This is a genomic window from Tolypothrix tenuis PCC 7101, assembly GCF_963874875.1.
GTDB lineage: Bacteria > Cyanobacteriota > Cyanobacteriia > Cyanobacteriales > Nostocaceae > Aulosira > Aulosira tenue.
In genome coordinates, this window is sequence record NZ_CAWNJS010000001.1 from 2,251,612 (window position 1) to 2,270,948 (window position 19,337).

Genomic DNA, 19,337 nt, shown 5'->3' on the forward strand with positions numbered 1-19,337 from the left:
TCCTTCAAATCTACACCAACAACCTACTGCACAACTGCATCGATATTTTAGGGATTGATCGCAGAATTCGCCATTTTGATCAACGAAGCGCGATCGCCTGCTTTCAACCCAACAGTATATTGCACACCCTGAAGTCGCCAAGTCAAGGTGGCATCTGAGCAATTAGCGCCACAAGTAGAATCTACAAAATAGCCCTTAATACCCTTAGCTAACACAACTCGTTTCCCAGTTAACTTAGGAGTTTTACGGGTTATAGCTTCCGCAGTTACAACACCTAAACGGCAAGCCGTTCCACCAGTGCAATCGGGGCTAAAACCTAGTAAAATATCATATTTCCTCAACGTAGCGTTTTCGACAATCGCATAAACTGGGTTAGCGCCATCCGACTCAGGAATAAACTTAGGTAATAACAGTCTAATTTTTATCTTCTGTCTTAATCTTGGTAGAATCGCCTTAAAAACCGGATGTGGTTGAGAATCAACGGTTTCAACTTGGCTTTGTGCAATCTTCTGAGACTGAGTATTGGTAGATGCGATCGCTAAACCTGATAAGCTGCTGCTGACTAGCAAAATTGCGGCAAACGCACCACTGAAATTTCTTAAACCGAACATCATCCGCATAAGCCTATTTAAAGGTAAATACTTAATTGATGACCAAATTTTAGTATCAAATTATGCGGTTTGTCATTTGGTGTTTGGTGTTTGTTCCCATTACCAATTACCAATTACCAATTACCAATTACCAATTACCAATTACCCATTCCCCCCGCTAACTACAAGTAGCAGCTGAAGCTGAGTTCACTTTTGTTAAATCCCCAGTGAAGACAGCTGTGTATTTGTAGGGTGATGTACCAGTGCAATTCATTGCAGTTTTATTAGGACGGCGGGGAGTCCACCAAGAAGTTGCATTTACAGTTAAATTCACTCCATTCCACAACAATTGATTGACTACTAAAGAGTTTGTTTGCCCATCACTCGGCCTTTGAGCCGTGAGAAATGTCGCGTAGTTTACATCACCATTACTGGGATTTATCCTGGCTATAACTGCTACTTTTGGGCCGCCGCCACTACCGTAACTAGTTAGCCAACGACCAGTAGCAAAGCGGCGAAAATCATTTCCTGTCTGGCTACCAGTGGAGGAAAAAACTCCATACAAAACGCTTCCGCCATCCCAAAGCAAACCATAACCAGAACCATCATCACCAGTGGTTTCGTAATCATCCCGACACCATTGTTTGACACCATTATTAAAAAGGATGATGCGAGGATTTTTGTTATTAGAAGATACTTGCCTATAACCGATGTAGATTGTTTTGCTCCCACTAATGACCCTGGGGCCATTTTTAGCTTTGATTGTGGCTTCACTATCACCACAAGTGAATGACACACTATTACCAAAAGATGACTGTACCGCAGTTTGGGCATTAGCTGAAGGAGCTATGTCTGTGATTGCTAAATCAGCGCCTAATACCACTGATAAAGATAACAGTGCCAAAGATTGTGGCAGTTGGCGTTTATACTTCATGGGAATTGTTTTGATTACATTACTTTACAAAAACAACACCGTATCATGAAGTTTACATGAAGCTTTAAACAACTTAATGTTTATTAATAATGCATTGATAATGTGTTGTTATTAAGCATCAAAAAGATGGATATATTAATTAAATACAAAAAAAATTGCAGTGCGAACAGATTGAGATATTGCACTTAAAACCTGATAATTGCTGGTTATAAGCCTACAAGTTACCTAATAATCAATTCATATTTTAGAAATTTAAAATATCTAGAGATTCTTCAATCTCTAACTCTAAAATTCTTTCTTTTGCATCTTTATGTTCTGCTATTTTGCCAGCTTTCCAATATAAATCTGCGGCTTTTTGAAAATCTGCTAATGCTCTTGTTTTATCATCCATGCTAACTAAAGCATTACCACGGTTATAATATGCATCTATATAATTAGCATTAATTTTAATCGCCTGACTATAATCTAAAATTGCGCTTTGGTAATCTTCTAAATCACACCTTGCATTACCACGACTGTAATATGCATCAGCGTAATTAGGATTAATTTTAATTGCCTGAGTGTAATCTGCGATCGCACCCTCATAATCTCCTAATTCTGCACGTGTATTACCGCGATTATAGAAAGCGACAGCATCATCAGGAGCAATTTTAATTGAATGCGTCAATCGCTGTTGTTCTTTTAACAAATAACGCGAAATTACCCGATTTTTATCTGCAACAGCATAATTAGGATTAATCTTAATTGCCTGTGTATAATCTTCAATTGCGCCTTGATGATCGCCAATATGAGAACGAGCATCAGCACGGTTCATATAAATCAGCGCCACATCAGGATTTATTCTAATGGCTTGGGTATAATCTTCGATAGCGGCTTGATAATCTTTTAGTTGATAACGCGCTAAACCACGCTGGTTATAGGCTTTGGTGTAATTGAAGTTAATTTGGATAACCTGAGTATAATCTGCGATCGCACCCTCGTAATCGCCTAGATGATAACGCACCATGCCGCGTTTGTAGTACACATCGGCATTATCAGGATTCAGTTGCAAGGCTTGGTTATAGTTAATAATTGCTGTATCAGATTCGCCTTGCTCAAAAGATTTATCGCCTAAATTTACATACAATGTATTTAAATCGGCGGTGCGATGGGAAACAATCTCTTCTGCTTCCGGCAAAGCTAAATGCTTGATTATCTGATGATTATTTTGATTATTAGTTGGAAATTTTGGTATATCTTGCTGCGAATTATATTGATAAATTGTAGCTGGTTTATCTTTAAGTTTAGCTGCTTGTAAATCTTCTAAATAACCGAATAAACCCCCAGCATAAAGTAATTGATTAATGCCAAAGGCTATTCTTCCCCTTTTCAGCTTAATCATTTGCGTAGGCAGAAAACCAGCTAAAAAAAGGTGATATTCTTGTTGAGCTTCATGTACTTCTTCTTGAATTAAAACGCAGACCACAACTGCATTTCTTTCCACTTCTTCAGAACTCACAGACCATCTCACTCTATCAATACTGCCATGACGCGATTTAACTTCCACGCCAATTGAGGGTTCAGCAGTGAGGGTAAAATCTACCTTGCCATCACCACCGATTTTTTTTTCATAATCTACTTCTGTAATAAAATCGGCTAAACGTTCTTTAACAACTTCCTCACCGAGTTTACCTTTTAAGTTGCTAATAAAAACATCCCGGACTGGCGAAGTACGCTTATATTTTTCTGCCATCAGCCAGCAAAAATCCCGCAATGCTTTTAACCTTTCTCCAGAGATTATAGTTAACTCACTATATTGACCTTCTGTTTCACAATGAAGCAGACAACCACTAGTTAACCTTCTAATAAAATCAGACTGTAGCGATCGCAGTAAAGTAATCCAGTCCATTTATATTTCTGCGAGTCTTTTGATGGGATTATTTTATTAAAATATCAAATCGGCGTAAATCGTTAAATATTGGTGTTGGGTGTTTGGTGTTTGGTGTTGGGTGTTGGGTGTTTGGTAATGGGTAATTGGTAATTGGTAATGGGTAATGGTAATTTCTCTCTGTTCCCTCATCCCCCCATCTCCCAGTCCCCAATCCCCATTACCCCTTATCCCCAGAGGGGGCCCCGAGTTCCCCAATCCCTAATCACAATTGACCCCTCCTTACCAGCCAAACAAGGTAAGCAAGGAGGGATCAGTGAAAGATACATTAAATGTATCGTCTGCAATTGATTGTAACTACAATGCACTTAAAATCGGTCAAGAGTACGGCAAACTGAGTACTTGAGGCGATGTTGATTAACAACTACTCAAAAAACCTCATCTTCCATACCGCGCCACCATTCACCCAAATTCATCATATCTTGGAAGATATCTTCTAATTCCTCAACATAGACATCTTGAGGAATCAAGGCTTGACGTTCTTGGAGTTTTTTGAGGCGAAGTTGTACTAATAGCCAAGGTTTAGCGATGCTATCCGTGGCTTCCATGTATTGAGCCAGCTGTCTACTATCCATGATTTTTATATTTGTGATGATGCCATTACTTTTTACGATACAAGACGTAGCTGTAAGTGGCCATTTTTTATGCATAGTTTAAGTAAGCGATCGCACTTCTATACCCTATGCATGATGATTGCTGTTGGTTAAGGGGAATGGGTAATTGGTAATTGGGCATTGGGCATTGAGTATTTTTATTTCCCCCTCTGCTTCCTCTGCCTCCTCTGCACCCTCCGCCCCCTTGCCTCTTATGGTTTACCAACCAATTCCCTAAAGGCTGGCTCACGTGCGATATCATCAAAATCGATATCTGTCGCCGCTTCTTCTTGATATCGCGGATTTAATCTAATTGCTTGGCGGAGATTATCTACAGCAAATTCTACATTTCTTTGGAATGCATAACAGGTGGCTTTATTGTAATAAGCACTGGCATAATCTGGTTTCAATTCTAATGCTTGATCAAAAGAGGCGATCGCTTCGTCATCTCTTCCCAGCCTTACCAAACAATAACCGCGTTTATCCCAAACTTTCGGCGCTGGTTTAATTTCGATGGCTTTGTCAAAAGATGCGATCGCTTCGTCGTATTCTTCTAATTCAATCAAGGCTAAACCGCGATTCATCCAAGCTACTGGATCGTCGGGCTTGACTTTGGTGGCTTGATTAAAGGAGACAAAAGCCTGTTGATGTTTGCGTAAGTTTCCAAAGGCGACACCGCGATCGCACCAAGCTTGGTGATATTCGGGATTGATTTTTAAAGCTGTATCATAGGATGCGATCGCATCTTGATAGCGTTTCAACCTAGCGAGAGTTAAACCTTGTTTAAACCAAGCTACGGGATTACTCGGCTGGATTTTCACTGCTTGCTGATAAAGTGCGATCGCATCTTCATAGCGCTTTTCATTAAACAGCACATCTCCCTCGGCAATATATTCCTCAACGGATTCTGCTGCTGGCGGCGGTTCTGGAATTTCTTCCTCAATTTCCGGTGCAATTTCCTCTGGAATTATTGGCTGCCTAATTTCTGTTAGTTCTTCTACAATGGAATCTTTCCGTTGTTGTGCATCTAATTGCAACTCGGAAAGTTGCGAGACAAAGTTCCTTTCTAATTCTTCTAGTTTTCCTAAAATCAGAATTTTCTGTTCTTGAGCATTTAATTGTAATTCCGAGAATTGCGAAGTAAATTCCGAACCAGAATTTTCTAAGTTTTCAATAATCAGCGCTTTTTGATTTTCCGCATCTGCTTGTAATTGGGCTAATTTATTCGCAAACTCTAATTGCAATTTTTGTAAATCTGCAAAAATCTGCTCTTTCTGTTGGGCAATCTCCGCCTGTAATCCCGATACTTGAGATTTTAAGGAATTTTCTAATTCTGTAATATTAGCGAGAGTTATATCTATATTTTGTTGAGAATTGACCTGTAACTCTGATAGTTGAGATTTTAATAAATTCTCTAATTCTGTAATATTAGCTAAAGTTGCATCTTTATGCTGTTGAGCATCTGTTTGCAATCCTGATATTTGTTGAGTAAAATCTGTTTGTAAATTACCTAAACTCTCAACAACTGTATCCTTTTCCCTTTGCGTATCAGATTGCAATCCCGATAAATAAGAATTAAATTCCGAGCGAGATTTTTCTAGACTTTCAATAATAATATCTTTTCGTTGTTCTGCCCTTAGTACCAGTGTAGATAATTGCTCTGCTAAATCAGATTCTATTTTCCCTAAATTCCCCACAGCATCAGATTGCCATTGCGCTACTTGAGCAGTAATCTCTGAATCTAAATTTGCTAATTTATTTTGAATAATATTAATTTCTGAGTCTATTTGATTGAGGATACTTTCTTTTTTACCCACAAACTCAGATGTAATTAAAGATATATTTTCTTGTTCAGCTTTCAGCCTTTGTTGCAGAGTTTCCGTCTCTTTGCTTAACTCTTCAGTAATTTTTTTAACTTCTTGAATAGCATTTTCCGCTTCTTGCTTCACCAGAGTTAGCTGATTTTGGGAATTTTCTACTCCTTCTAGCTGTGACATAGCTTGAGTGACAATTTCGCGGATGGCTACCCGTCGTAACAGCCAAAACAAAGCAATCACCGCTACGGGAAACAAGCTTAATAAAACTAACCAAACGTTAAATAGCATGGTTGTACGACTAAAATTCCGCTCAACATCAAATTGGGCTGCATCTCGAATTTGCTTTTCTGCACGCAGTCTAGCTAATTCTTCTCGCTCCTGATTTGATAATACCGGAGCAGGAGTCACAACTGGGGCTACAGATGCAGGAGTTTGCCCGCTAGCTTGCGGAGACAGCAGCCAGCCAGAGAACAGAATCACGCTTTGTAAAACTAAAGCGTAGGCGACTGGATTTTTACTCTTCATCACAACCATCCTATCCCTTGGGCAGTTTTGCCAGCGGCATACTTCTCCAATCTATACCAGAAACTCTGGATTATTAGTCTGCCACAGTTGTTTTGATAGGCGGGGGAACGGATAAGGGGGAAAGGGTAAGGGGAAAAGGGTAAAGGTTTTAAACCCTAGAATTAACGCAAGTCCAACCCAGCCATATACTGTACTCTTGCTGCTAAAGCATCCTACATATCAAATATGAGTCCTATATCATTCATTACTCTTTACCTGAATGTTACCTCTCACAAGCTCAATGCATTGCTGATCTTGGCAAGATTCCATTGTCATTGTTCCATCAGCACGAGCAAAAAACTGAGCGCAAAGTTTGCCTTCGTGGAGATTAATCAAATTAATAATTTCTTGAGGAGACTTGCTTAAAAAGTTATAAACATTTAATTGGCAATAGTGACATTTCCGCACATCATTATCACCTTCCATATCTGCCCAACGCACCTGACATGGTTCCTGAATAACGATTTCCACATGATTAAGAGACTTAACTGCTTTAAATCTCCTTTCTTTCTTAGACATATTGAAATTTATCCCAACCTTAACTTTCTCAATCGTATAAAATCCATATTTGATTTGTAGGATGCGTTAGCGATAGCGTAACGCATCTATAGCAATACTTTTCGTACGTTACCTTATAAAATTGATATTTGATTTTTGAAATTCACGTAGGATGCATTAGCAGCGAGAGTACGGCATATACCATGCAAGTTTACCGAGCAATTATTCATTTCTTAATTATTTCTTCAGATTCTCGGCTAAAAAATCGCCGCCAAAATTCCGAATTACCACCAACCTCTGCTGTATCTTTCCTCAAAGGTGATATTGACTAGCAAAACGAGACATGGCAAAGATTAACGGCACAATGATGCAATATTTCCACTGGTACACCCCTAATGATGGGAACTTGTGGAGCAAAGTTGAAGTTTCAGCGCCAGAATTAGCACAAGCAGGTTTTACAGCCCTATGGTTACCACCCGCTTATAAAGGATTTGCTGGTGCAAATGATGTGGGTTATGGTGTTTACGACTTATTTGATTTAGGTGAATTCGATCAGAAAGATTCTGTTCGGACGAAATACGGTACGCGTCAGCAATATCTTGATGCGGTTAAATCTTTACAAAAACATGGACTGCAAGTGTATGCAGACGCAGTGTTAAATCATAAAATGGGTGGCGATCGCACAGAAACACCCAAAGCCACGCCTTTTTCTCAAGACGATCGCCTCAATCCTAAAGGTGGATTGCAAGAAATTAAGACCTACTCTTATTATGATTTCCCAGGCAGAAAAGGCAAATACTCTAACTTTGAGTGGCACTGGTGGCATTTTGACGCTGTTGATTATAACGAATATAACCCAGGCGATCGCAGCACAATTTATTTACTCGAAGGCAAAAAATTTGATGACTACGTAGCCTTAGAAAAAGGCAACTTTGCCTACTTGATGGGTAGCGATTTGGATTTCCAAAATGATTGGGTACGTGGTGAAATCACTTACTGGGGTAAATGGTATCTTGACACCACAAAGGTTGATGGTTTCCGTTTGGATGCGATCAAACATATTTCCTCATGGTTCTTTCCAGAATGGATTGATGAACTAGAACGCCATGTTGGCAAAGATTTATTTATTGTCGGGGAATATTGGTATAACGATATCAATACTCTGCTTTGGTATGTTGATAAAGTTGGTGGTAAGATGTCAGTTTTTGACGTACCACTACATTACAACTTCCATCAAGCCAGTAAATCTGGAGGCAATTATGATATGCGCCGGATTTTAGATGGCACAATGATGCAGAAACGTCCTACCCATGCTGTCACCTTTGTTGAGAATCATGATTCTCAACCTTTACAAGCATTAGAATCTGTAGTTGAACCTTGGTTTAAACCGCTAGCATACGCCATTATTTTGCTGCGAGAAGAAGGTTATCCTTGCGTCTTTCATGCTGATTACTACGGCGCAGAATATGAAGATAAGGGAAGAGATGGCAATCGCTATAAAATTTTTATGCCCTCTCACCGTTGGATTCTTGATAAGTTACTTTATGCACGTCAGCATTATGCTTATGGGCCACAATACAATTATTTTGACCATTGGAATACTATTGGCTGGACAAGATTAGGTGATGAAGATCATCCCAAAGCAATGGCTGTAATTATGAGTGATGGTGCAGAAGGTAATAAATGGATGGAAGTTGGTAAACCCAATACTAAATTTATCGATTTAACAGAACATATCAAAGAACCTGTATACACCAATGATTCAGGTTGGGCTGAATTCCGTTGCTTAGGCGGTTCAGTATCAGTTTGGGTACAAGAATAAATCTAACTAACTCATATCTTGCGAAAATTTGGAGATTAATGTCTAAAAATTAGCTGCTGAGATTCCAAATAACCTCTTTTTAAGGTAAATTGTTTCACTAGCGTGAAATGATTTACCTTTTTTAAATAAGGCACAAGTAGCAAGCTTGAAGATGAAAAAACTATCTCTGATTCTCCCCTTAGCTATTTTAACTTTTGGTAGCATAGCTGTTAAAAGCCAAGACACATCACCAAATACTTACACCCAATCTGTCACCCGTGAAGTTTTAGCTAACGGTTATCCGACTCAAGATAAAAAGCAAATTCTTGAACTTGTGCGTTACACAATTGCACCCAAAACTAAACTCCCGATTCATATCCATCCGGGAATGCAAATTGAACGAGTAGAGTCAGGAACTTTAACTTATACGGTTGTGGATGGAGAAGCTAAAATCACGAAAGCTAATGGTACAGAAGTGATTCTCAAAAAAGGGAAAACTATAGATATTACAGTAGGTGATGCTTTGGTTGAACCTGGCGGTATGGTTCATTATGGAGAAAACAAAACAAACAGTCCGGTTATTCTGTTATCTGCTTCTTTATTTGATGCAAAGCAACCAAAATCGATTTTAATCAATCCGCAAAATAAATAATAAGCTGTTAAGCATTTAATTTGCACATTGAGACTGCAAGGGGGCAGGGAGCAGGGAGCAAGGGAGAGGGTTTGCAGCTTTTACCAGCATAAACAATGATGCAATTTAAATGACGATTAGCTTATTATAGGAATCCGCTTTAGTTTCTGAAATTATTTTTCTCATGCGGTAACAATAAGCCGTAACCCACCTGACATAGTTCCTAAATCATAATTTCCACAATATCAAGAGATTTAACTGCTTTAAATCTCCTTGCTTTCTTAGACATATTTAAAGTCATCCCAACCATATCTTTCTCCATCTTATAAATTCACGTAGGATGCGTTACGCTATCGCTAACGCATCTACTACTTTCAAGTTAGTGGGGGCGGAAATTACTACTCTTGAATCCAGTAATATCCGCTCATTGAAAATGAGAATATATCAACTCCGATTTTAAAATAGAGTTATGCGAACTCAAGATATCAACAGCTATTTTAGAAAAATCTTGTTAAAACACCAGCAAATAGCTCAAACAGCATAATAGAAAATTTCGCTACAGTTTCATACTGCTAGAGCTTGCACAAATTACCCATCATTTTCTGAATTGGGAGCAATTTAATTGTTTTAGCAGAGAATGCCTCTAACTTATTCGTAATAGCTAATTGCAAATATCAATCACAACAGATAACGCACAGCGATATTGCAGCATACTATGACAGACTTGATATCAAAAGCAGACTCATCAACACCAGCAGCAAAGTTGTGGATACCTGAACAAGTGATGTTTACTCCTGCTGCTTTAAATGAACCTTGGGGACAGAAGATTTTTGAGCGCCTGCAGTCACTTAATTTGCCTATAAAAGAGTTAACTAGTAATCGCTTAACTGGCTTGCGGGGAGAAAATGAACGCGAGACTTACAATATTGCCAAGCGTACCCTTGCAATTGTGACTGCACCACCTAGCCAATTCAAGCTGAGTCCTATCCCGCCATCTGCTGATTGGCAATTTCACATTGCTGAGGGTTGCCCAGCACACTGTCAATATTGTTACTTGGCAGGTAGTTTATCAGGCCCCCCTGTAATTCGCACTTATGCGAACTTACCGCAAATATTAGAGAATTTAAGTAATTACGAAAAACCAGAAAAACTCACAACTTATGAAGTTAGTTGCTATACTGACCCCCTAGGTATTGAGCATTTAACAGGTAGCTTGGCAGAATGTATTCGTTACTTTGGTACTCGTAGCAATGCAAATTTACGCTGGGTATCAAAGTTTGACGCGGTAGATAGCTTACTCAATTTACCTCACAATGGTCACACTCAATGCCGAATCAGCGTCAATGCGGCACCAATTTCGGGTAGATTTGAAGGTGGTACGGCATCTGTAGCATCAAGGCTGAAAGCTTTGCGGAAGTTAGCTGACAGTGGCTATCAGGTAGGATTGGTAATTGCGCCAATTATGCCTATAGATGATTGGCAAATACAATACAGTCGCTTATTTGACTTGATTAGCGAAGCACTAGATTACAACTGTGCATTAACTTTTGAGCTAATTTCACATCGCTTTACACCAGGCTCAAAAGAAGTTTTGCAATCTTGGTATCCGCACTCCAAATTAGACATGGATGAAGAAAAACGCCGGATCAAGCGCAATAAGTTTGGCGGGATTAAGTATGTTTATGATGCTGACACAAACAATTCCATGAAACAGTTTTTTGAAGCAGAGATTCAAAATCGCTTTCCAAATGCGAATATTTTATATTGGACGTAATTGAATTCAATTGTTGTCATTGTCTAAGAGGATGTTTGAAAAGTCTGTAGTAGTGTATCAAATATTTTTTACCCCACCCTAGCCCTCCCCTTGGAAAGGGGAGGGAACTGGATTTTCCGGTCTCCCCCCTTGACAAGGGGGGATTAAGGGGGGTAACAGTGCAATTAAAATCACAGGGAAAAACTTTTCAAACAACCTCTAATACTAAATTAAATAATGTTTGCGACACATCAATATATTCTAAGGGCAAGGCATTGCCTTGCCCTTAGAATTATCTGTACCAACTTGTAATCTGCTGTATTACAATAACACTGCCTGCATAGGCGATCGCTTAAACTTTAACCCTTAATGGTCAAACTTTAACCCTTAATGGTCAAACTTTAACCCTTAATGGTCAAGGTTTAAGGCTTAATGTTCAAGGTTTAAGGCTTAATGGTCAAGGTTTAAGGCTTAATGGTCAAGGTTTAAGGCTTAATGGTCAAGGTTTAAGGCTTAATGGTCAAGGTTTAAGGCTTAATGCTCAAGGTTTAAGGCTTAATGCTCGAGGTTTAAGGCTTAATGCTCAAGGTTTAAGGCTTAATGCTCGAGGTTTAAGGCTTAATGCTCGAGGTTTAAGGCTTAATGGTCAAGGTTTAAGGCTTAATGTTGTAAGAAAACTAAAGTAGACTCAAAATTTTGGGCATTACCTTGCCCCTACAATCTGTGGCATTCTTTTTTAAAGGATATCAGTAGGATGCGTTAGCAGCGAAAGTACGGCATCTGTTGTAACTCCTGATTTCTTTTTGGCAATTTGGCATCCCAAGTATTTAAACTTGAGTTTCAATAGATAACAACAGAGAACGACAGCAAGAAGATTGTGTGACAGACGCACCAAAAATCCCTCCTTCTGCTATCGTGGGCCAGTTGTGAGATTGCTGTCACCGCTACATCATGAACACAGCAATCTTGACGGACGAGAACAACTGGCTAGAAATCCCACCACAACACATAAAAATACTTGTCGGTTAAAGGGAAAAAGGGGAATGGGAAAAGGGAAAGAAAAAACCTTTAACCATTAACCTTTAACCTTTTCCCCAAAACCAATTTTGAGTTCAAAATGCTATCCCTTGTAGTATTGCAACGCATACAATCTCAGTCAAATCAACAATTTACCCTGCTTCTCATCAACAGATATTTTTCTTTACATTTATAACTAATGTCGTGGCTTTACTCATATTAAATTGCTATGGGCAATATTGTTTGAGAATGCCTGTTATTAAAGCTTTTGAATTAAAAATTTTAAACTTAAAATGCCAAATTGAGAGCCGAGGCTTTTATTACTTTATTCAAAGTTTTATGATTTTTATTTTCAACTGCAATCCCAATCCATCAGCGCAAATGATGAATTAAAAATTACGGAAGCCCAATATCATCTAGGATTGCAGCTTGAAATTTGCTGACAAATTGCCAAAAATCAATATTAATAGAGATAAATGTTCTTAACCTATTTATAGCTATTATTTATCCAATTGCTATTAGCGCTGAAACCTTAAATTTGCGTAAATTTTTGGGTTTAGGGCTGCTATACACAATCTAAAATTATTATTCACTGAATATCTCGGAATCTTAGAGGAATCTATCTGCCAGTAGGAGTTAGCAAGTGAATTGCCCTAATTGTCTATTTGAAAATCCAGTTACAGCAAAGTTTTGTATGCAATGCGGTACACGCCTTTCTCAAGAAACTTCTCTGCCAATCAAACAGCAATTAGGCAATCAAAAACAGGAGTATCCCCAATCCCCTCAAGCTGAACGTCGTCAAGTCTCTGTGATGTTTTGCGATTTAGTGGGTTCTACAGCATTATCCAAGCAAATCGATCCAGAAGATTTACGAGAGATTATCTTAGCTTATCGACAACTCAGCGCTGAGGCAATTCATCGCAATGGAGGCAGAATTGCCCAGAGTTACGGAGATGGGCTGATGGTATTCTTTGGGTATCCAGTAGCCTACGAAGATAATGCCCAACGAGCAATCCGCGCCGGTTTTGGAATTATCGCCGATATGGAGCAACTGAATGCTCGCTTAATGTCAGAAAAAAATATCAAACTAGATGTACGTATCGGTATACACACGGGTAGAGCCGTATTAGGAGAAATGGGTAACGATGATACCCACGAACAAATGGCTATTATTGGCGATACCCCAAATATTGCTTCTAGAATCCAGACTGTAGCACCAGTTAATACAGTAGTTATCAGTGCTGCTACTTATAAAATTATTCAAGGTTATTTTGAGTGCCAATCTTTGGGATACCACAGTCTCAAAGGTGTTCCGCAACCAATGGAAGTGTATGGGGCGCAACAGGAAAAAGATGTGCACAACCGTTTAGAAGCGGCTACAGGCTGTCTGACTCCTTATGTTGGTAGAGAGCAAGAGCTAGAAACCCTACTTCATTTGTGGCAGCAGGTGCAGTCTGGTAACGGGCAAGTAGTATTAATTACTGGTGAAGCGGGGATAGGTAAATCCCGCCTGGTGCAGGTGTTTAAAGAGCAAATTGCCAACGATGACTATGTATTACGCGAATGCTATTGTTCTCCTTATTACCAAAATAGCGCGCTCTATCCTGTCATCGATTTGCTAGAAAGACAGATGCATTTGGCGAGCAAAGATTCCCCGGAAATTAAGCTAGCAAAGCTAGAGCAGTTATTACATAAGTATGAATGTCAGATAGAGTTGGTAATACCACTGTTAGCTCATCTGCTATCAATTCCTTTAGATGAACGTTACCCAGCACTGAATTTATCTGCTCAGGTACAGAAGCAGAAAACTTTAGAATCTCTCTTAACTATGGTGATGGCACTTGCTGCCCAACAGCCATATTTATTAATTTTTGAAGACTTGCACTGGGTTGATCCTTCTACAATAGAACTGCTAAACCTCATCGCCAAGCAAGCTTCGCAGTCGCGTGTGTTGTTACTGTGTACAGCCAGACCAGGATTTAACTTTTTAAATTCTAATTATGAGTATTTTAGCCAGATTACCATCAAACAATTATCAGAATCACAAACAAAGCTGCTGATCCAGCAGATAACAGGCGACCAAGCTGTACCAGAGTCAGTAATCAAGCTCATGGTGGCAAAAAGCGATCGCATCCCTTTATTTATTGAAGAGATGGCCAAAATGGCTCTGGAATCGAGATGGCTAGCAGAGGGAGAGGCTATTGATGATGTGACGATTCCTGATACTATCCAAGACTTGCTGATGGCCAAATTGGATCGCTTAGGCACAGCTAAAGAAGTAGCACAAATCGCTGCCATTATTGGGCGGAAGTTTAGCTATGAGGTGCTGAGAGCTGTTTCACCTTTAGATACAGCAACGCTGAATAGCTCGCTGACTCAGTTAGTCAATGCCAATTTGCTGATTGTGGTTAATGTGCAAGCATCCTATGTATTCAAACACTCTCTGATTCACGATGCAGCTTATGAGTCATTGCTGAAAAGCACCCGCAAAAATTATCACCAGAAACTTGTGCAAGTTTTAGAGGAGCAGTTTCCAGAATTTGCCGAGACAGAACCAGAACTGTTGGCTTATCACTACACAAAAGCAGAATTGAAAGAACAAGCCATTCATTACTGGCAACTAGCTGGTCAAAAAGCAGTTGCATCTTCAGCCAATCTCGAAGCCATAGAGCATCTCCATAAAGGATTGGAATTGCTATTGACTATGTCAGTTACCCCAGAACGGAATCAGCAAGAATTAGCTTTCCAGACTACCTTAGGTACAGCTTTAGTCGCCACCAAAGGTTATGCAGCTTTAGAAGTAGAACTGGCTTACAAACGCAGTGAAGAACTCTGCGAACAGATTGGGGAAACGCCTAAATTATTTTGGGTACTGAGGGGATTATGGGCCATGTCTGCGGGGCAAGCAAGGTATCAGACTTCGCTAGAATATGGGCAGCGACTGATGAGCATCGCCATAGCCGAGCAAGACCGAGGTTTAGAACTAGAGTCTCATTTTACTTTAGGACTAGACTTATTCTGGCTAGGAGAATTTGCCAGTTCTCGAGAACACTTTGAGCAAGGAATTGCCCTTTACGAACCACAGCTGCATCACTCCCACGCATTTATTACTGGACAAGATGTTGGAGTTGCCAGTTTAGCTGTTAACTCTTGGAATGTCTGGTTGTTAGGCTTCCCAGAAGCAGCTATGCAGTACAGCGAAAAAGCGATCGCTCTGGCAAAGCAGTTATCTCATCCCTACAGTTTAACCCAAGCTCAAGCCTGTACTTCTTGGCTTTATCAATTTCTGGGAGAAACACAAACTGTATTGCAGCTAGCAGATGCAGTGATTACCTTAGCGCAAGAACAGAGTTTTCCTTTTTGGCTGGGGTGGGGAAATATCTTACGCGGTTGGGCGATCGCTCATTTGGGAGAAGCACAGGAGGGAATTGCCCAGATATGCAAAGGATTAACCACTTTCCAAAGTACAGGTACACAAGGCTGGCTACCGTATTTTCTAGCGCTGCTATCTGAGGCTTATGGAAAATTAGGGCAACCTGAAGAAGCGCTTGTAGTTGTGGCTAAAGCACTGAGTGAAGTGAAGAAAACAGGAGAATGTTTCTGGGAAGCGGAGTTATATCGAATTAAAGGAGAGCATTTAAGAGTGCAACTACAGCAGACAAAGGCTCAAGCACAAGAAGCTGCAGTAGAAGAATGTTTTCTTCAATCTCTCGATATTTCCCGTCGTCAGGGTGCCAAGTCATTAGAACTCAAGGCCACAATTAGTTTGGCGCGTTTATGGCAGCAGCAAGGTAAGAATGAAGCTGCAGAAAAAATACTTTCCCAGATTTACGGTAGTTTTTCTGAGGGATTTGAAACCAAAGACTTGAAGAATGCTTTAGCCTTGCTTGCAAAACTGTAATAAAACTGAACAGATGAGAAATTTAATTCCAACCAGAATGGAACATAGAATTTACATTACTTGAATGTCCAACTTGTGTATATACATTTGCTAAAAAATCAGGGTCAATAACTGGTAGCCCATTAGTTTGTGCATAGGTATTTCTTGTAACCATCAGTACCGGCTGACCTTGGTAAATGATAATAGGGGGATTTAAGCAGTGAGGATTGTAAGGGCTGTACATACCAAATTGACCGCCATATATCCCAAAAGAATTAAAGATGCTGTACATACCAAATTGACCGCCATATATCCCAAAAGAATTTGCGATTGAGTTTGAGTCATATTGGGCAGTTGATAATACTCCCAAGAATTGACCATCACCAGCCCATATTTGACCTACACCATTAATAGAAATTAGAAACTCTATGATTGTCATATTCGAGAAAATACTTTTTCTCTAGCTTCACACGCGGTATTTCTTGTTACCTCGGTAATAATAACGAATTTATAAGCGCTTAATTGAAGCTCGTTATGGGAAAATATCGGTAAAACTTTTACTCAAATATTTAGCAAAAAAAAGCTTGTCTAAAAACAAGCTAGATAGATATTACTAAGATACCTATGCTATTTTCTCGCTAGAGAAACTTAGCGAACTAATCCGAAATAAGCGGTGGCTGCTGCCAGAATAATAAATAAAACGCCTAAGACAAGGCTAACGGAAAATTCAAGCGAAGTTTTTTGATTGAGTTCTTTTTTGCTTTCACCGCTTGGAGAATTAGTTGCAGCAATATTTTGGGAATTTGGTTTGTCAGTAGTCATGGTTTTTGATGATTTACGCTTACTTATTTCTAAGTTTGCTGCAAGCTCAAAAAACTTCATCTTGCTTATGGACTACTAAAAAAGTTGTAGAAAAGATTTAGCAAGGTAACTTTCCTAAGTTAGCCAGAATATATTGGTTGACTTTGATATAACCTGAATCCACATGAGTAAAATGATTACTCAACATGGGATATGCTTGCGGCATGGCATGGAATGGAATTGATGGATACAAATGATGTACTGCATGAAGCGGCATATTCCACATTAAAAACTGCACAGGCCAAAGTGTAAAGGTGATGCGCGTGTTGGTTAGCAGGTTAGCATCAAGAGTACAGCCTGTATGTTCTCCTAATAAAATAAAACGTAAAAGCGGTTGACCGACAATTAGGGGTAGTAGCCAATACATGAAAAACCAAGGTTTACCGACTGCAAATGAAACCGCGATCGCACCTGCATAAACTGCTAATTGTAATCTGGTAGAACGAATCACCTCAGCTTTTGCTGTATCTGGGATAAATGGGCAATTATCCAGTTTTCCCAGCGCTGCGCGATAATGTCCTTGGATTTTGTCTAACCACCAAGGTAAACCGCTAAGTACCAAGAAATACTCACCCAGGTTGCGCGGTGTGAGATCCGTTAATTCTGGATCTTTACCGGGAACGCGAGTATAACGGTGATGCCATTTGTGATAGCGACGATAAAATGTACTGTTGTAAAACGAGAGTACACCTGCAAACCAAGCAACAATATCATTTAAGCGATTGTTGGCAAAAGCAGTTCTATGTCCAGCTTCGTGCATCGGTGCAAACATACAAGCCAAACTAAAGCCATAAATGATTAATGCAGGGATGGCTAACGGCCAATTACCAAAGTTAGTAGCCCAAACATAGCCACTACATCCAATAATTGCTAAATGTCCTATTAGTTGTACTAACCCTTTCAAGTTAGAGCGTTCATTTAAAATGCTTAATTCTTCAACGCTGAGAATTTGCTGCGGATTTTGATGTTGCTCCGTTTTATCATCCCATAATTTAGTTTGAGTAATCATCTCACTTGACATAGTTAACACTCCACATCATCTCAATTGTGTGATTCCAGTATTCTTTGTTAGGGCTTAGGCAAAAACAGCAAGCAAGCTCTACAATTAAGTGTTGTCTTGTAGATACAAAGCTATAATTTAATACATCATTCATCGATTAGATGTAAAGCATTTTAGGGAAAAGCAATTGGGCTTTTAGTTACATAGCATACAGATTTTTAGATAATATTTACGTAAGCCAAAGGCAACGCGATCGCAGCAATTTAGCGGTATTTCCATCAAAAAATTCAGATTATCGGTAGAGAAGTATGTTGTCTCTCTGCGTCCCCTTTGCCTATGTGGTTAAATACTTTTTAAACCGCAGAGAGGAAGAGAACATAGAGAAAAGAGGTTCTTGCCCTGTCTCAGCTTGTAAATTTTGTGGCACTATGTTGCATACATTACTGATAAATTTCATGTAGAAAGGATGACAACAAAGTTCAGCAAAGCGAAAAAGCTGCAGCGATGGGTACTTGGTTTGATGGCGTTAATTTGTGCGATCGCTCTGACAAATTGCATGACACCTAATCCCAAATTTCCATTGCTAAGGATTGGTACGAATATGTGGCCGGGGTATGAAACCCTGTATTTAGCGCGTCATTTGGGTTACTACAAAGATACACCCATCCGCTTGGTTGATTATCCATCGGGAACAGAGGAAGTCAGGGCATACCGCAACCACGAAATTGAAGGCGCAGGATTATCTATCGATCAAGCAATGCTACTGGCTGCAACTCAAAAAAATCTCCGCATTATTGCGGTGATGGATGTGTCTAATGGTGGGGATGTGATTCTGGGTAAACCAGAGATTGCTGACATCAAAGCTTTAAAGGGAAAGCGAGTTGGTGTGGAGTCTACAGCTTTAGGCGCTTTCTTTATCGCTAGGGCGCTGGAAAAAAATGGATTATCTCCCAATGATGTAAAAATTATATCCTTAGATTTTTCCCAGCATGAGCGAGCTTTTAACGAAGATAAAGTTGATGCAATTGTGACATTTGGGCCGCCACGCTTCAAATTACTGGCAGCAGGTGCCAAACTTTTATTTGATAGTAGTCAAATTCCCGGTGAAATTGTTGATACTCTAGTTGTCAGCGAAGATGCGATCGCTAATAACTCTCTGACAGTTCAAACTCTGGTGAACGAACGGTTCCGCGCCTTGGATTACTTGAACAAAAATCCGGAGGCTGCTGCGGCTTTAATCGCCCCACGCACTGGAGTAACCCCTCAGCAAATTCTTGATGCTTTTAAAGGGATGCACCAACCTCACCTCGAACAAAATCAAAGATTGCTCAATCAAACTGATCCTGCTTTAGTTAATGGCATGAAAAGACTTGTCAAAGTAATGGTAGAACACAAATTAATTCCCACAGCAATTGATGCTGCTAGCATTCTTGATGATCGCTTTGTCAAAAACGCTAAACTCTAGAGTTGC

General features: G+C 39.7%; 16 protein-coding genes. 6 read left to right on the forward strand and 10 right to left on the reverse strand.

The genetic code is table 11. The annotated features are described in order from the left end of the window. Positions 1-47 precede the first annotated feature (47 nt). The 7 genes from AACU25_RS09290 to AACU25_RS09320 all read right to left on the reverse strand — a co-directional run bounded on the left by AACU25_RS09290 (position 48) and on the right by AACU25_RS09320 (position 6,944). Positions 48-614, reverse strand: coding sequence for a hypothetical protein (locus AACU25_RS09290; protein WP_096574940.1), 567 nt, complete (start codon positions 612-614; stop codon positions 48-50). Between the two features lie 154 nt (positions 615-768). Next, complete coding sequence (locus AACU25_RS09295; RefSeq protein WP_096574942.1) at positions 769-1,524, reverse strand: hypothetical protein; 756 nt, start codon at positions 1,522-1,524, stop codon at positions 769-771. Positions 1,525-1,768: 244 nt separating this feature from the next. Continuing rightward, positions 1,769-3,412 carry a tetratricopeptide repeat protein gene (locus AACU25_RS09300; protein ID WP_096574944.1) on the reverse strand — a complete coding sequence of 548 codons (1,644 nt, stop codon included), beginning with the start codon at positions 3,410-3,412 and terminating at the stop codon, positions 1,769-1,771. A gap of 36 nt (positions 3,413-3,448) precedes the next feature. Then, a complete protein-coding gene (locus AACU25_RS09305) occupies positions 3,449-3,583 on the reverse strand; it encodes a hypothetical protein (protein ID WP_321206682.1) in 135 nt (44 codons plus the stop codon). A gap of 236 nt (positions 3,584-3,819) precedes the next feature. Continuing rightward, positions 3,820-4,026 carry a hypothetical protein gene (locus tag AACU25_RS09310; RefSeq protein ID WP_045874343.1) on the reverse strand — a complete coding sequence of 69 codons (207 nt, stop codon included), beginning with the start codon at positions 4,024-4,026 and terminating at the stop codon, positions 3,820-3,822. A 230-nt stretch (positions 4,027-4,256) separates the two neighbouring features. Next, positions 4,257-6,386, reverse strand: coding sequence for a tetratricopeptide repeat protein (locus tag AACU25_RS09315; RefSeq protein ID WP_096583618.1), 2,130 nt, complete (start codon positions 6,384-6,386; stop codon positions 4,257-4,259). A gap of 237 nt (positions 6,387-6,623) precedes the next feature. Beyond that, positions 6,624-6,944, reverse strand: a complete 321-nt coding sequence (locus AACU25_RS09320; protein ID WP_096574946.1) for a hypothetical protein — start codon at positions 6,942-6,944, stop codon at positions 6,624-6,626. 182 nt (positions 6,945-7,126) lie between these two features. On the opposite strand from AACU25_RS09320, the gene AACU25_RS09325 reads away from it, so the two are divergent. From AACU25_RS09325 to AACU25_RS09345, 5 genes are all read left to right on the forward strand, one after another. After that, positions 7,127-7,255, forward strand: a complete 129-nt coding sequence (locus tag AACU25_RS09325) for a hypothetical protein (RefSeq protein ID WP_321206681.1) — start codon at positions 7,127-7,129, stop codon at positions 7,253-7,255. Positions 7,256-7,266: 11 nt separating this feature from the next. Beyond that, positions 7,267-8,745: an alpha-amylase gene (locus AACU25_RS09330; protein ID WP_096574948.1), complete on the forward strand. Its 1,479-nt coding sequence runs from the start codon at positions 7,267-7,269 to the stop codon at positions 8,743-8,745. Positions 8,746-8,896: 151 nt separating this feature from the next. After that, entirely contained in the window at positions 8,897-9,376 is a 480-nt protein-coding gene (locus AACU25_RS09335) for a cupin domain-containing protein (protein ID WP_096574950.1), read from the forward strand. A 694-nt stretch (positions 9,377-10,070) separates the two neighbouring features. Next, entirely contained in the window at positions 10,071-11,129 is a 1,059-nt protein-coding gene (locus tag AACU25_RS09340) for a spore photoproduct lyase family protein (RefSeq protein ID WP_096574952.1), read from the forward strand. Positions 11,130-12,819: 1,690 nt separating this feature from the next. Then, entirely contained in the window at positions 12,820-16,026 is a 3,207-nt protein-coding gene (locus AACU25_RS09345) for an AAA family ATPase (RefSeq protein WP_096574954.1), read from the forward strand. Positions 16,027-16,048: 22 nt separating this feature from the next. Here the strand turns inward: AACU25_RS09345 and AACU25_RS09350 are convergent, their stop codons facing one another. The 3 genes from AACU25_RS09350 to AACU25_RS09360 all read right to left on the reverse strand — a co-directional run bounded on the left by AACU25_RS09350 (position 16,049) and on the right by AACU25_RS09360 (position 17,887). Then, a complete protein-coding gene (locus AACU25_RS09350; RefSeq protein ID WP_096574956.1) occupies positions 16,049-16,444 on the reverse strand; it encodes a hypothetical protein in 396 nt (131 codons plus the stop codon). 209 nt (positions 16,445-16,653) lie between these two features. Then, positions 16,654-16,887: a hypothetical protein gene (locus AACU25_RS09355; protein ID WP_096574957.1), complete on the reverse strand. Its 234-nt coding sequence runs from the start codon at positions 16,885-16,887 to the stop codon at positions 16,654-16,656. A 37-nt stretch (positions 16,888-16,924) separates the two neighbouring features. After that, complete coding sequence (locus AACU25_RS09360; protein ID WP_096574959.1) at positions 16,925-17,887, reverse strand: fatty acid desaturase family protein; 963 nt, start codon at positions 17,885-17,887, stop codon at positions 16,925-16,927. A gap of 445 nt (positions 17,888-18,332) precedes the next feature. Between AACU25_RS09360 and AACU25_RS09365 the strand changes: the two genes are divergently transcribed. Then, positions 18,333-19,331 (forward strand): ABC transporter substrate-binding protein, encoded by a 999-nt coding sequence (locus tag AACU25_RS09365; protein ID WP_190445746.1) that lies wholly within the window; start codon positions 18,333-18,335, stop codon positions 19,329-19,331. The last annotated feature ends 6 nt before the right edge of the window (positions 19,332-19,337 follow it).